Annotated in this window: 16 protein-coding genes; 9 read left to right on the top strand and 7 right to left on the bottom strand. The window is 59.8% G+C overall.

All coding sequences use genetic code 11. The annotated features are described in order from the left end of the window. Positions 1-22: 22 nt before the first annotated feature. Both ACNOHI_RS13570 and ACNOHI_RS13565 read left to right on the top strand, forming a co-directional pair. Positions 23-1777: a PRTRC system ParB family protein gene (locus tag ACNOHI_RS13570; protein ID WP_420475202.1), complete on the top strand. Its 1755-nt coding sequence runs from the start codon at positions 23-25 to the stop codon at positions 1775-1777. A gap of 79 nt (positions 1778-1856) precedes the next feature. After that, the gene (locus ACNOHI_RS13565) at positions 1857-2318 is read left to right on the top strand and encodes a PRTRC system protein E (RefSeq protein WP_420475201.1); all 462 of its coding nucleotides are present in this window, start codon (positions 1857-1859) and stop codon (positions 2316-2318) included. A gap of 39 nt (positions 2319-2357) precedes the next feature. On the opposite strand, the gene ACNOHI_RS13560 is transcribed toward ACNOHI_RS13565, so the two are convergent. Continuing rightward, positions 2358-3332: a hypothetical protein gene (locus tag ACNOHI_RS13560; RefSeq protein ID WP_420475200.1), complete on the bottom strand. Its 975-nt coding sequence runs from the start codon at positions 3330-3332 to the stop codon at positions 2358-2360. A gap of 247 nt (positions 3333-3579) precedes the next feature. Here ACNOHI_RS13560 and ACNOHI_RS13555 point away from each other — a divergent pair, with 247 nt between their 5' ends. From ACNOHI_RS13555 to ACNOHI_RS13530, 6 genes are read left to right on the top strand one after another with little or no spacing between them, the layout of a single operon-like run. After that, a complete protein-coding gene (locus tag ACNOHI_RS13555) occupies positions 3580-3786 on the top strand; it encodes a PRTRC system protein C (protein ID WP_420475199.1) in 207 nt (68 codons plus the stop codon). After that, positions 3737-4006 (top strand): hypothetical protein, encoded by a 270-nt coding sequence (locus ACNOHI_RS13550; protein ID WP_420475198.1) that lies wholly within the window; start codon positions 3737-3739, stop codon positions 4004-4006. Before ACNOHI_RS13555 ends, ACNOHI_RS13550 begins: the two co-directional genes overlap by 50 nt. Next, positions 4003-5010, top strand: coding sequence for a PRTRC system protein F (locus ACNOHI_RS13545; RefSeq protein ID WP_420475197.1), 1008 nt, complete (start codon positions 4003-4005; stop codon positions 5008-5010). Before ACNOHI_RS13550 ends, ACNOHI_RS13545 begins: the two co-directional genes overlap by 4 nt. 15 nt (positions 5011-5025) lie before the next feature. After that, positions 5026-5757: a PRTRC system protein B gene (locus tag ACNOHI_RS13540; RefSeq protein WP_420475196.1), complete on the top strand. Its 732-nt coding sequence runs from the start codon at positions 5026-5028 to the stop codon at positions 5755-5757. Further along, entirely contained in the window at positions 5747-6445 is a 699-nt protein-coding gene (locus ACNOHI_RS13535; protein ID WP_420475195.1) for a PRTRC system protein A, read from the top strand. Before ACNOHI_RS13540 ends, ACNOHI_RS13535 begins: the two co-directional genes overlap by 11 nt. Further along, positions 6433-7260 (top strand): PRTRC system ThiF family protein, encoded by an 828-nt coding sequence (locus ACNOHI_RS13530; RefSeq protein ID WP_420475194.1) that lies wholly within the window; start codon positions 6433-6435, stop codon positions 7258-7260. Before ACNOHI_RS13535 ends, ACNOHI_RS13530 begins: the two co-directional genes overlap by 13 nt. A gap of 99 nt (positions 7261-7359) precedes the next feature. On the opposite strand, the gene ACNOHI_RS13525 is transcribed toward ACNOHI_RS13530, so the two are convergent. The 3 genes from ACNOHI_RS13525 to ACNOHI_RS13515 form a co-directional block, all read right to left on the bottom strand. Then, positions 7360-7662 carry a hypothetical protein gene (locus ACNOHI_RS13525; protein WP_420475193.1) on the bottom strand — a complete coding sequence of 101 codons (303 nt, stop codon included), beginning with the start codon at positions 7660-7662 and terminating at the stop codon, positions 7360-7362. Positions 7663-7816: 154 nt separating this feature from the next. Continuing rightward, entirely contained in the window at positions 7817-8332 is a 516-nt protein-coding gene (locus tag ACNOHI_RS13520; RefSeq protein ID WP_420475192.1) for a hypothetical protein, read from the bottom strand. Between the two features lie 94 nt (positions 8333-8426). After that, entirely contained in the window at positions 8427-8654 is a 228-nt protein-coding gene (locus ACNOHI_RS13515; protein ID WP_420475191.1) for a hypothetical protein, read from the bottom strand. 676 nt (positions 8655-9330) lie between these two features. Here ACNOHI_RS13515 and ACNOHI_RS13510 point away from each other — a divergent pair. Further along, entirely contained in the window at positions 9331-9846 is a 516-nt protein-coding gene (locus ACNOHI_RS13510) for a hypothetical protein (protein ID WP_420475190.1), read from the top strand. Positions 9847-9865: 19 nt separating this feature from the next. Here the strand turns inward: ACNOHI_RS13510 and ACNOHI_RS13505 are convergent, their stop codons facing one another. From ACNOHI_RS13505 to umuD, 3 genes are all read right to left on the bottom strand, one after another. Then, complete coding sequence (locus ACNOHI_RS13505) at positions 9866-10495, bottom strand: GGDEF domain-containing protein (RefSeq protein ID WP_420475189.1); 630 nt, start codon at positions 10493-10495, stop codon at positions 9866-9868. A gap of 149 nt (positions 10496-10644) precedes the next feature. After that, positions 10645-11910 carry a Y-family DNA polymerase gene (locus tag ACNOHI_RS13500; RefSeq protein ID WP_420475188.1) on the bottom strand — a complete coding sequence of 422 codons (1266 nt, stop codon included), beginning with the start codon at positions 11908-11910 and terminating at the stop codon, positions 10645-10647. Continuing rightward, on the bottom strand, positions 11907-12341 hold the full coding sequence (gene umuD, locus ACNOHI_RS13495) for a translesion error-prone DNA polymerase V autoproteolytic subunit (protein ID WP_420475187.1): 435 nt from the start codon (positions 12339-12341) through the stop codon (positions 11907-11909). The genes ACNOHI_RS13500 and umuD overlap by 4 nt, the downstream gene beginning before the upstream one ends. Between the last annotated feature and the right edge of the window lie 297 nt (positions 12342-12638).

Below are 12638 nucleotides of genomic sequence, written 5' to 3'. Positions count from 1 at the left end.
CATTCAGAACATGGAGGTTTATATGCAAGAGACGTTACCTCTCTCGCGGATCGTACAAGGCAAGAATCCGCGTGAATATTTCGACCCGCAGGAAATGGCGGAATTGGAAGACGGCATCCGCACCTACGGCGTATTGCAAGCGATCTTGGTCCGGCCCATTGAGGGTTCCAACTTGGTTGAAATCGTCGCCGGCGAGCGTCGTTGGCGCGCAGCCAAGAACGTTTTCGGCGACGACTACGACATGCCGGTGAAAATCCTTGAAGTGGGCGACACCGACGCCGATGCGATCGCACTCATCGAGAATTTCCACCGCGCCGATATATCGGTCGCGGAGGAAGCGAAAGCCGCGCAGCGCCAGCTTTACCGAAACAACGGCGACAAGGAAGAGACGGCGCGGCAGCTCGGCTGGAATGTCGCGCTGCTGGAACGCCGCCTCGCGCTACTCGCCTGTACACCCGCCGTGCTGGGCGCCTTGACCAAGCGGCAGATTCTGGTCGGCCACGCCGAACTGCTGGCTGGCGTGCCGCCCACCACGCAAGACAAGGTACTGGCCGGTGTCGTCGCGCACCAAGTAACGGTGACGGTATTGAAGAAACAGCTTGGGCAGTATGCGCGGCGGCTCGCCGACGCCATCTTCGATACGGCGCAGTGCGCCGGGTGCATCCACAATTCGGCGCGTCAGGCCGGACTGTTTGCCGAATCGCTTGGTGACGGCTATTGCCAGCACCCGACGCATTTTAACGAACTGACCATGCAGGTGATCGAGGCTAAGGCGGCGGCGCTCAAGGATGAATATCAAGTCATCCGGATTGTGAAGCCGAGTGACGGATTTCAAGCGCTGCACCTGTCGGCCGAGGGCGAACTTGGCGTCGGTGCGGAACAATACTCCGCCTGCAAGGGGTGCCGTTCGTTCGGTTGCGCCGTATCAGCAATGGCGGGTTCATATGGGTATGTGACCAAATCCCTCTGTTTCGATGCCGCCTGCAATACGAAGAAAGTGGCCGACTGGCGTCAAGCGGCGCGCAAGGGCGTGCAGGCTGTGGCGACGCCCGGCAGCGGCGACGCACCGGCCAACACGAACCGGTCCAAGACCGGCAAGCCGAAGCCGTCGAATCAGACGCCGCAGCGGGTCTTGCAGTATCGCATCGAACAATGGCGACGCTGGGCGGCGAACGAATTGATGGGGCATCCGGAACGTAACCAGCGGGTATTGATTGCACTGACCCTGGCCGGTCGCGGCGCAGACTTGAGTGTTGCGCAGTACGGAAAAGCCGTCGGCAAGATGATCGGGGAGGCACAGTCGAATGCCATCGCATTCCACGGCCATCTCGAACGGGTCGTTGGCGTCAGCACAGATCAGCTTTCTCGTCTGTTGCAGGCGGTCGCCGCCTCGGCAGCCTTCGGTGTGGACGAAACCAATCTCGGCGTGCTGCTGAACTATCTGGAAGTCGAAGAAGAGCGGCAATTTCAACTGAACAAAACCTTCCTCGAACTGTTCACGATGAGCGAATTGGAGAGCCTGGCCACTGAACTTGGCTTGCGCAAGGCGATGGGCGAGCGTTTCAAAACGGCGCGCGCCGGAAAAAAGGATGCTTTCATCGATGCGCTGCTTACGGTGAAAAGTTTCGAGTATCAAGGCGCAGTCCCGCAGGTCATGCGCTATCCGCGCAAGCCGCTACGCCATACGACGGGGCAAGAGGCAGGAATCATTGCGGATGGAAGTGGATCGGAACATGAGGCGCACTCCCAGGAATGCGAAGAATCGGTTCCGGCGTAATCGCCGGATAGGAGGCTGGACAGGCGATAGAACGCCCGTAACATGGCTCATAGGGCTTTCCTCAACAGGAGAATCAACGATGACGATGTTTGCAGAACTGTATGCGCTGGCGACGACTACCACGCTGACAATGGTAGTGAGTGCGGACGAGAAGAGCGGGCGGCTGACCATCAGCGTACTGCCGAAGCCGAAGAAGGATGTGGGCGAACCGGCGCTCACCAAGGACTTGACCTTGACGGCGACGCCGGAGGAATTCGACGCCGGATTCCTCGACGTGCTGCGCGGGTATCGGGAAAAGCGCGAAAGTCTGATGGAACAGGCCGAGGCGACCAACGAAGTACTGGACGCGGCCAGATCCGCATCGGCGAAGAAGGCGACCGAGGCGATGACGAATGCGTCCAAATCGGCACGGGCCCCGAAATCCGCTTCAGATCCGGCGACAAAGGAGGCCGTCGCTGACGAAGACATCGGCGTCGCAAAGGCTGATGAAAATGCAGGCGTGGCTATCATGCCCGGCGAATCCCTGCAACTGTTCGGCTAACGCATAGTGCGCGGAGCGGCAAACGCCCCGCGCACTGCACTACAGCACCGTCACGATCTGCTGCTTGAACTTCGGCCTCAAGCTCAGTTTATGGACAGCATACGTGACAGTCCGGCTCGGGTCGTTCGCGTCCTTTGCGCTGTTTTCCACGATCTCTTTGTATTCCGACAGCCCAAACAGGATGATGCTGGTACCGACCGGAAAGCTGCTGAGCCATGCCGCATCGGCATGCATCACGCTGACCTCGAACGACTCGACTCTGTTCGGTGTATCGGTTTTTCGATAGAGCGGACGGCAATTAAGGAATGTGCTTTTGTATTTGGCGCCAGCCGGAGGCGAGTAGTGGGATTTCACTTCTCCGGTCAACGCAATCGGATGAGCATTTCCTCCCGCCTTTTTGAGCAGTTCCCACGCCTCATCATAACGATCCCGGTTGAAGAAAAAATCGTTCCAGGCAATCCGTTTGGGGCCAAAACGCAGGGTCAATTGTGCGGCCAGGGCGGCGTCCGAGTCACAAAGCGAGCGAAGCTCCAGCAAATCGGCTGTGGTTCGCAAATAGGAATCCAGCTTCTGTCCGCTGGATACGTATTGTCTCGTTCCTTTGCCCGGCCCGAAGCCGGGCGTTGCGCCGGTCGGAATTGGCGGGTTACTGGACAGCGGTTTGCCGCTCAATCCATTATGCAGAACCAGCAGGCGCAATTCACGCTTGCCAGCCTCCAGTTCGCTGACGAAATCGCGATCCGATTTATCGACGATGACCGCAATGCGTTTGGCGGTGTTATACCGGCAGTCGTTGACATGTTCTGAACCGCTGGTTAGACCGATGTACGCGGGAACGTCCACCGGCTCGATCCGGCCTTTGCGGTTCTGTTGATGACGCGGAACGAAACGAACGGCTTTTCGACAGACGGGATCGGCGCAAAACAAATCGGGAATGGTGCTGTTGGCATCGTGTGCGGCTTGCAATGCATCGATATCGTAAGACGTGCCGTGCACATCCACGGCAATGCGCATCTTGATTCCATTCCCCATGCAGTTTTTGCTCCTGAACGTTCGATGTGAGAAGACGCGTGAGCGCGCCGTATTTACATAGAAATCGTTGCCCGCAGTAGGGTACGACGCACAATTATGCCAGTCTTTGTGGATGAAGATGCCGAGTCCAGACCGTCCGCTGCTCTGCTTGAAGCGGCTTTCGCCATTGGGAGAATGGTTCCTGTCGATGCTGGAACGGATTCCGGCGATTAGTGAAAAGGAGCGATCAATGGCTATCGAAGTGAGCGAAGTACAACGGTCATACCGTTACAACGGCATCCACCTACCCGACGTGCCGGGGCTGGATGCGCGGGAAATCCGCGATTTGTACAGTGCTCAGTACCCGGAATTGGTGAGCGCGGAAATCGAGATGGGAGAAATTCGCAATGGCATCCAGGAAATCACCTTTAAGCGGGCGGTCGGCACCAAAGGCTAAGCCCCGGCTCGCCGCGTTTTCAGCGTATGTCGAGACGCTCGCGAACGGCGAAACGCCGGCCACCGACATGGCGCTGGTGCGCGCTTTGAACAAACGGAACGTGATGCAGTGTTCGACGCTATGGAAAATTTTCTGTCAACAGGTGAGCGGGGCCACCGATCGTCAACAGTCGTCGGCTCGGGTATTGCCGCCGTCGCAGGCGCTGCCGCCTCTGCCGTGAATCATGCGCTGCAATTGCCGCGCCTGGAAAAGACCATTCCGCTGTCGGTGGTGCCGTCCCGGCTTGCGGCGGCGAACGCGGCCGTAGCGCGCTTCCTGATCCAGGCGGGAGCGGTGCGCGAGGGCGACATTCCGCAGGCATGGGACGACGCGTTGCAGGTATGCGAACGGGCGCTCGATGCCTGGGTCAAGCGCGAACTCGGCGCATTGCATTGCTTTCGACCGTATTTCAGCTTGGCGGCGGTGGACGAGGCGGGCGGTTATCCGTCCGCCTCGTGCAAGGAGCCGGTGCGCTATCACAAGGTCGATATCTGCTGGGGCGAGTGTCGCGAGCAGCAATGGGCGGTCGGCGACGCCTTGGAGGCGTTGGAGCGGCAGCAGGCCGGATGCGGCGCGGCGGTGCTCGATGTGTTGCGCGAGAAGAGCCGTTTCGTCTATCCGCTGTTCACGCCCGACCTTGCCTGCGATGTCGTGTCCTACGTCTATTGGTGCGGGGAAGAGAATGAAGAAGTCGCGCTCGACATGGAATGCGGCGACAACGAGGACGAGCGGGAAGCGATGCGCGAGGAAATGGTGACGCGCAAAAAGCTGGACGAGTCATTCCCCGCATGGGTAATCGCCACGCCGCGCAAGCGCCGCCTGTCGCGTCGTGCTTTGGCACGCCTGGCGCAGGACGCATCCGATCCATTGGCACGTGACATTGCGGCTGATGTGCTGGCGCTAGCCACATTGCGCATCGAGGACGAATTCCGCCCCGATGTCGATGGCGAATATATTGGCTTTGGCGCGGTGCTGTCGTGGCGCGAGGATGACCTGACGGTGCGCATCTACGACGACTTGCTGCAAATGGCGCACCAGTCCGAGTTTTGTGACCGCATGGGGGAGTTGGAGATTGCCATCGACGCGCCGCAGGCCATGCGGGGATGGCAGTCCGCAATGCGCGTGCGGTTCAAGACGATCCGGCTGCTCGACCGCTTGATCGACCGGCTATCGGCGGGAAACTGACGCTGGAGGTGAACCATGAATCAGGCGGAATTTCGGATTCGCACACAGACCGACGGCATCTTGCGGCTCGATCAGGCCGTATTGATTTACCGCGGAGCGTCGGATAGTGCATTGGCGACGGTACATCAGGTCGAACAGGTGGATGGCGAACCGGTCATCCTGGCCGGACAGGCAATGACGCCGCGAGCGGCCATTCAACTGGCACGCGCCTTGGTCAAGGGCGTCGCACATGGCGGCTTTTTGCCGGAAACGGTGCTGTACATGGATGGTGATCTGCTGCTGTGGTGGGTGCCTCCCGCCAAGCGCCACATCGTCTTTCGTGCGCCGGAATTGAGCGCACCGGAACGTGGCGAAGTCGTGCCACACCCCGGACTGGTGTTTGCCGCATCCAGTAGTGTCTGGAAGGTATGGGCGGTCAAGGGCAAGCGTCGCCCGACGTTGCAGACGGCGCTGTTCCAATCCCCCTATTTCAACGTATGGGATGGCGGCGACATTTGCCGGGGCAATGTGCAGGTGCCGGATGGCTCAACCGCTGAAAAGATCGAGGCCTGGAATGCTGCCTTTTTTGGGTCATTTTTTACGCATCCGAATACCAAGGGCAAACTGGTGCAATATCGCGGCGGCGCACATGCGTTCTGGCGCGACATGCTCAACGGCAAATTCAATACATTCCCCGAGCGCGTGCTGATGGACGCCAATACGACGCTGGGAAAATTGCTCGGCATGGGAGGCCAGAATGCGCGGTGATCCGCGTGATAATGCCTTGCAGAGTACCTGCCCGGTAGTGGCCGCGCCGCGCTACGGCTCACTGCCCGACATGCAAAACGGACAGCGTGTCGTGATCGCGGCCAACGGCGTGTTCGTGCAGGTGAAGCTGGACTGGCTGGATTGCATGCTGCGCATTGCGGAACTGCCTGCGGCTCCGCCGCTGCCATACGGGACAGTCAAGACGCGCATCGCCTTCGCGTTCGGCGCCATTCCAGTGTGCCTGTTGGAGGCCTTTGTTGCGGCAGGGCGAATGCGGCTGCCAAATGAGATTGCAGGCGGTTTGATCTACTCCCGCCGTAGCGGAACATTGCGCTTGCAGGTGTACGACGCGCTGCAGGCGTCACCGGACGGCATCGCTTTCCGGATGCCGCCATTGGACGAGGACGAGTCCATCGCCATCGATCTGCATACGCATGGTCGCTCCCGCGCCTTCTGGTCGCCGATCGACAACGGCGATGATCGGGGTATCAAAGTCGCCGGCGTGTTCGGGCACCTGCATCGCGACAAGCCGAGCGCCGCCTTCCGGCTGGCGGTGAATGGCTTCTACCAACCGTTGCGCCACCCATGGGAAGAGTCAGAGCCGACGAGCGACGGTCTTGCAGCGGGGCCGAGGAGGTCGATACTGAACTGGTTGGATTGGGAAGGAGGGCAGATATGGAACATGTAATCGATGCAAGCTTGCTGAACAAGCGGGTGCAGGTTCACCTGATCGGCGTCGGAGGCAATGGCGCGCAGATGGCGGCATGCCTGGCACGGCTCGATATTGCGATGAAGGCATTGGGACATCCGTATGGGCTGCACATCACCGCGTTCGATAGCGACCGCGTGAGCGAAGAAAACGTCGGACGCCAGCTCTACAGTCCGGCCGATGTGGGGCGTTTCAAGGCCGTCGTGACGATCCACCGTCTGAACCAGTTTTACGGGCTGGACTGGACGGCGCAACCATTCCGCTACGAAGAGTACCGGCGTCACAGTCTGCTCGGTGCAAACGCCGATCTGATCGTCAGCTGCGTCGATAGCAGGGCGGCGCGGCGCGCGCTCCATGCACGGTTGTTCGATGATCCGGGAGGCGTCCACTATTGGCTCGATATCGGCAATACCGAAGCCACGGCGCAAGTGGTGTTGGGCGAAGTGCCAGTGCGCCGGGGTGTGCGACTCTCGCCGCGCCTGCCATGCGTGACCGAGCTGTTTCCTGAACTGCTGGACGAGTCCATGCCGGATGATGATAAGCCGTCGTGCTCGGTACGCATGTCGTTGGCCATGCAGGGTCTGTTCATCAACGACCTCGCGGTGCGCTATGCGGCCCACCTGCTGTATGAACTGTTTTCCAAGGGGCGGCTCGCGCAGCATGGGGTGCTGACCAATCTCGACTCCAAGCGTAGCGGCCCGATCGACGTCGACGCGGCGGCGTGGCGTCGGTTCGGCTATGTGGCTGGCGGGGAAGAGGCGGGGGCTGTTGTGGATTTGCCGCACACCGTGTGATTGGCGGAAAGAAATGTCAGTCCTGTCACACTATGATGCGACTGGAGAGTCAGGCGAAAATATTTCTAAGAATCCGCGTGACGCGGTAAGGACAAACGGCTAAAACAGCGCGAAAATCGTCGATGCAACCCCTTGTTGACATGGACGACGATGATCCGCCTCGCTAACCACATTCGATTGACCAGAACAGAAATCGCGCGCTTCACAAAAATCACCGGCTTCGCTCCCGTTGACGTGAAAACGCTCGATGACCTGGACGCGTACATTCGACAGTGCAAGCGGCATCATTGGGGCGTTTCGAAAGAAACCCGATTTCTGCACTGGCTGATCGACCGCGAACGGGCACGATGCTTCGACAGCAAGTCGGCATAGGCTATATCGATGCGCGACACTTGTTGCCATTGCGCGAATCCGAACGCCTCACGTCACCGGCACGAAGCCGGTAAACGTGAAGGCGATCGATGATCCGCAGCGCCGGCAGCAGAGGTCGGAAGCGTCTCGACAGGTAGCCGGGCAATCCTCCCGCTGGCTTCTGCTCGGCACAGCGTCGTGCGCGTTATCCGTCGTTTCCCGTCTTGAGATCAGGCGAGGATACGGTCGGCACACCTGGGGCATTTGTCTGCCGTGGTGCAGACACTGCTGTCTGACGGTCGAACGCCGATTGCGCTTGCGCGAATTCGGCTTCTTGCGCCAGCCCCCTGATCTGTCGTTCGGCTGGCTCCTTGCGAAGCTCGGGCAGACACTCGACGGCAATCGCGCCGCTTTGCCGCAACAGCTTCAGGACCGCGTGTGCCGGCGCGACAAACAGGGCAGCGGCGAGCATGCGAACGAACTGGCCGATGCGCTTGTGTCGCGCTTGCCGCACTTTCTGCAGGCGCAGCGATTCCTTGCCGCGCAAATAGAGGGCAAGGTGCGAGCGCTTCATCTCGGGATCGGATTCGAGCTGATGCATCACTTCCGCGGCAATGGCGGGATTGCCGATGCGGCGATAGAAGCTGATCCAGGCTTTCTCCTCTTCCAGCTGAACGCCGGAGCGCCGGGGGCGGGAACGTTGAATGATCTCTTGGGACATGGAGTTCTCCGAATAGAAAGGGGGAACGCCACCCCAAGGGGGAAACGGCGACGTTTCCCCTGGGTTGCAGCGATGTGAAACACCGAAATACGACTCAGCATTCACATTCCTCGGGTGCGGCCATGCTGGCCGACGCCTGTTCGTGGCTGCAGTCATTGCGATCGACTTCCCACGGCAGCGACCGTGCTACGCAGAGATCGGTGCGCGGTTTCAGCAGTGCGCCAACCTCTGGGGTTTTCTGCTCGACGGCGCGGCAAATGCCGGAACCGCCCAGCAGTACGCCAACAGGGCGTACTTGATGGCTCAGACTTGCTGTGAGCATGGTGTTCTCCTTCAATAAAGAAAGGGAACACCTCTCCCGGCAGGGAACAATGTTCCCCGCTAGGGATGCCTCCAGTGTCATGACGAACCAGAGGCGCTCGGTGAGCGTACGCCGTAGGCGCACGACAAACACAAGGTCCACAGTCTTGCGAACTGGGACCGACTTCTACCTCGCTCTTCAACACGAACATCGGCCTCGCGCTAGGCAAAGACGATCGTTCGGCATTCAACATTCGCAGGTCAGAAAACCATCCAGCAACCTGCAGTTCGGCGGGTGACGCCGAACGGATACCGCGAGCCACTTGCGTGACTGAATCGGAATGGAGTCCGATATCTCAAGGGCAGGTAACGACTGCGACGCCGACAGGGATTGCCGGACTTCACGCATGACCTGACGACAGGACAGGGTGAAGGCTGTGTAGGTACGATACCCACAAGTAGCGCATTGAGTATTGCACCTGATGCAGCCGCGTTCAAGGGAGCGGAGCGGACGATGGCGTTACACCACGCGTAACCCCGCGCACGCGGGAGTGTTTTCGGATGGCCGTGCTGGAGTGGGGCGTTGACCGTGATGTCCTGGTGACGAACGGGAAATTTATCCCATGGATATGGGATGTCCTTATGCGTTATTTGCCTATTTAATGCGACCGTCAACAGGAAACGAAGGAAGATCTACCATGTCAGAGTCGCTTCTGACCGCCGATTTGATGCACCGCCTGGCTTCCGACTTCGAACTCAGACGTGAGGTTCGTGGCGTGCATCCGCTGGACGGTGACGGCGTGCGTATCGATCTCATGGCGCGAGCCAAGCCGCACTTGATCGAGTGCGGCTTTACTGACCAATGGTTCGGGATCGAATGCAAGTGGGCTGATCGCATCGGCGGAACAACGTCAAAGACCACGCGCATGGTTTGGCAGTGCATTACCTATGCGCAGTCCACGTTCACCATCGACGGTGCGTCGATCCGTCCGGCATTTGTGGTGGTGTATACGCCCGATTCCCTTCACTCATTAATCGAGCAGCACCTCAATCACCTGCTGGCGCTGGGTTTGTATGGCAATGTCGGCCGCCTTTATTTTTACCGCGATGGCGCATGGGGCATCAAGTTCGCGAATATCTACGCGCGTGCCGACTTCCCACGCTATTACGTGAATAGATCGCAACTTCCCAAGAGACGGGTGGGCAGTGTCTAGCTTTGCCGTGCCGAGTGCATCAGGGACAGAGCAGCACCTTGCTTTTCCCATTGCGCTTGGCATGGAGCAGGATCGCGTCGGCCCGTTCCAGTTGTTCATGCACCGATTCGGCGGGGCGCAACTGGGCGACGCCGGCTGAGAAATGCAGCGCATGCAGTCCGGCGTCCGTGAGCAGGGGGCGTGCCGCCAGAGCAGCATTGAGCCGGGTGAGGATGTCCATCGCATCTGCCGCAGTGGCATCCGGAAGGAGGAGGGCGAACTCGTCACCGCCGACCCGGGCAGCATGGTCAATCGGGCGCAGGTTCATGCGCAGGACATCGGCGAAATGGCATAGCGCACGGTCGCCTGCGGCGTGGCCATGCCGGTCGTTGATGGTCTTGAAATTGTCGAGATCGATCATCGCGCAGGAGATCGCGGCGCCGTGCCCGCCGGCGCCTGCCGACAACAACGTGCATGCCTGCTGAAAACCGCGCCGGTTGAGCAGGCCGGTCAGGCTGTCTTCATGGAGCAGCGCGGTGGTATGCAACAAGTCGCACTCCAGTTCGCGAATGCGGCGCTCGTAGAGGGCGATCTGCTGGCGGATGGTATCGGGATTGCGCATCGCGAGGCACTCCTTGGAGAACGGGTATTCCAGCCTATCGGTCGGCACAACGTTTCACCATGAAGAATGCGGTGCGTCCACGCCGTTTTTTGTAATCAGCTGAAGGTGATTCATCCTGCCCAGCGGACCGGCAACTCGCCGAGTTGTTTCCCGCCCGCTGACTTCCATTGCCCAACGTACACAACGCATGCATTGATTTACCCCTTTACCCGAATCAGGTCTTCCCACCGCGTCGAATAGCACGGCGATTTCTTACGCTGCCGCATGCGCCAGATGCCCTGTGCGGAGGCGGCTCCTGCCGTCAACGCTCCCCGCCCAAACCGGGCATTGACCTTGTCGAGCGTTGCCATCAGCGCTGCCGATTTTCCTCGTTGCTGCTCGCACATAAACAGATCCTGCGGCACCCGCTCTCGCTCAACCAGTTCGCTGAGCAGGACGCCCGCTTTGGCGTAGGCGAACCCGTCCCGATAGAGGGCAGCCAGTCCGGTTAATGCCGCATGGGTGAGCGTCAGGGTGTCATCCGTCGCCATTGCGATTGGCACGGTCAGGCTGCGCGCGTATTGGGGCTCATCGCGGAAAGGGCTGGTCTGCGCAAACACGAGAATGCTGCCTGCGCATGAATTTTGGCTGCGCAGCTTTTCTGCGGCGCGCGCGACGAACGCGCCCACCGCATGCTCCAGGTCTTGCAGCGCGTATACCGGGTTGCCGAAGGAACGCGACACCATGATCTGTTTCTTCGGTGGGGTGACGTCTTCCAGCGTCAGGCACGGGGTGCCTTGGAGCTCGACCACGGTTCTCTCCAGCACTACCGAGAATGCGCGCCGGATGCGGGCGGGATTGGCGTCGCGCAGCTGGCGCACGGTTGTTATGCCCATGCTGGCTAACTGCGCGCCGATACGCCGTCCAACACCCCACACCTCGGCCACGTCGATGCCGCCAATCAGGCCGTCTTGCTCGCTTGGCGAGAGCGCTGTCAGATCGCATACGCCGCGCCACTCCGGGTGCTTTTTGGCAATGTGGTTCGCCAGCTTGGCGAGGGTTTTGGTTGGCGCGAAGCCTACGCAGACCGGCAAGCCCGTCCATCGCTTCACTTTGTGCCGAATGTTCTGGCCGATGGAGGTGAAATCCCGAAACCCCGCCATGCCGAGGAAGCACTCGTCGATGGAATACACCTCCTGGTCCGGACTGAAATCAGCCAGGATGGACATCACGCGATTCGACATGTCCGCATAGAGAGGGTAATTGCTCGACAGCGCTACGCCGCCGCGCCTACGGAATTCCTTCTCGATCTCGAAGAAAGGCGCACCCATCGGGATGCCGAGTGCCTTTGATTCCGCGCTCCTGGCCACGACGCAGCCATCATTATTCGATAGCACGACGACGGGGCGGCCAGTCAGCGCGGGATTGAATACGCGTTCGCAGCTTGCGTAGAAGTTGTTGACATCAATCAGCGCAATCGTCATATCTTCTTCCTCTTTGCGCGCGGCCTGGGGTCGTGAATTACGCGAATGACAACGCCCCATACCTGGATGCCTTCGTCAGGCGGAATGGGAATCGGCGGATACGCCGGATTCGCGGGCAGCAGATGCGGCTTGCCGTCGATGCGGCCGAGGCGCTTGACGGTAAATTCAGCGTTGATCTCCGCTACCACGATATCGCCCATTTCCGGCATCGCCGCCTTGTCGATGACCAGCAGATCGCCGTCACGCAAGCCAAGGCCGATCATCGAGTCGCCTTCGCACCACGCGAAAAATGTCGCTTCGCGGTGCTGGATCAGATCGTTCAGATCCAGCCGCCCCTCCTCAAAGTCCGCGGCGGGGGACGGAAAGCCGGCCCTGATTCCTGTAGTAAAGATAGGGCAGGCTACCCGTTCCGAGACCTCGGCCGGGGTCAAGAACTGAAGCCGGAACGACACTGGCCGTGGAAGATACGAAAGGAGCATGGTGAATATTTATACTGTATATCTAAACAGTATAAAGGCAAGGTTGCTTTGGTGGAACCCCTTGCGCGCAGGAATAGCGCGTTCATGTACGGTCGTGCCCGGACACTACTTGGCGCAGTGAACGTTGATTGGGGATAAACGCATCTCGGCGCGAGCGCGGCGATCAAGAACAAGCAGGAACAGTCCGAGCGACGCAGCGCTCGTTCCTCAGCGATCGGAGGAGGATTACGTTGTGCGGGCGCAGCATTT

Origin of the sequence: Noviherbaspirillum sp. ST9, from assembly GCF_048799745.1 — a bacterium.
GTDB lineage: Bacteria > Pseudomonadota > Gammaproteobacteria > Burkholderiales > Burkholderiaceae_D > Noviherbaspirillum.
This window is presented reverse-complemented; position numbering and strand designations above follow the sequence as displayed.

Excerpts from the sequence above, each read along its gene's own strand:
- ACNOHI_RS13570 (WP_420475202.1), top strand. The coding sequence starts at position 23 with ATGCAAGAGACGTTACCTCTCTCGCGGATCGTACAAGGCAAGAATCCG.
- ACNOHI_RS13565 (WP_420475201.1), top strand. The coding sequence starts at position 1,857 with ATGACGATGTTTGCAGAACTGTATGCGCTGGCGACGACTACCACGCTG.
- ACNOHI_RS13560 (WP_420475200.1), bottom strand. The coding sequence starts at position 3,332 with ATGCGCATTGCCGTGGATGTGCACGGCACGTCTTACGATATCGATGCA.
- ACNOHI_RS13555 (WP_420475199.1), top strand. The coding sequence starts at position 3,580 with ATGGCTATCGAAGTGAGCGAAGTACAACGGTCATACCGTTACAACGGC.
- ACNOHI_RS13550 (WP_420475198.1), top strand. The coding sequence starts at position 3,737 with ATGGCATCCAGGAAATCACCTTTAAGCGGGCGGTCGGCACCAAAGGCT.
- ACNOHI_RS13540 (WP_420475196.1), top strand. The coding sequence starts at position 5,026 with ATGAATCAGGCGGAATTTCGGATTCGCACACAGACCGACGGCATCTTG.
- ACNOHI_RS13535 (WP_420475195.1), top strand. The coding sequence starts at position 5,747 with ATGCGCGGTGATCCGCGTGATAATGCCTTGCAGAGTACCTGCCCGGTA.
- ACNOHI_RS13530 (WP_420475194.1), top strand. The coding sequence starts at position 6,433 with ATGGAACATGTAATCGATGCAAGCTTGCTGAACAAGCGGGTGCAGGTT.
- ACNOHI_RS13525 (WP_420475193.1), bottom strand. The coding sequence starts at position 7,662 with ATGGCAACAAGTGTCGCGCATCGATATAGCCTATGCCGACTTGCTGTC.
- ACNOHI_RS13520 (WP_420475192.1), bottom strand. The coding sequence starts at position 8,332 with ATGTCCCAAGAGATCATTCAACGTTCCCGCCCCCGGCGCTCCGGCGTT.
- ACNOHI_RS13515 (WP_420475191.1), bottom strand. The coding sequence starts at position 8,654 with ATGCTCACAGCAAGTCTGAGCCATCAAGTACGCCCTGTTGGCGTACTG.
- ACNOHI_RS13510 (WP_420475190.1), top strand. The coding sequence starts at position 9,331 with ATGTCAGAGTCGCTTCTGACCGCCGATTTGATGCACCGCCTGGCTTCC.
- ACNOHI_RS13500 (WP_420475188.1), bottom strand. The coding sequence starts at position 11,910 with ATGACGATTGCGCTGATTGATGTCAACAACTTCTACGCAAGCTGCGAA.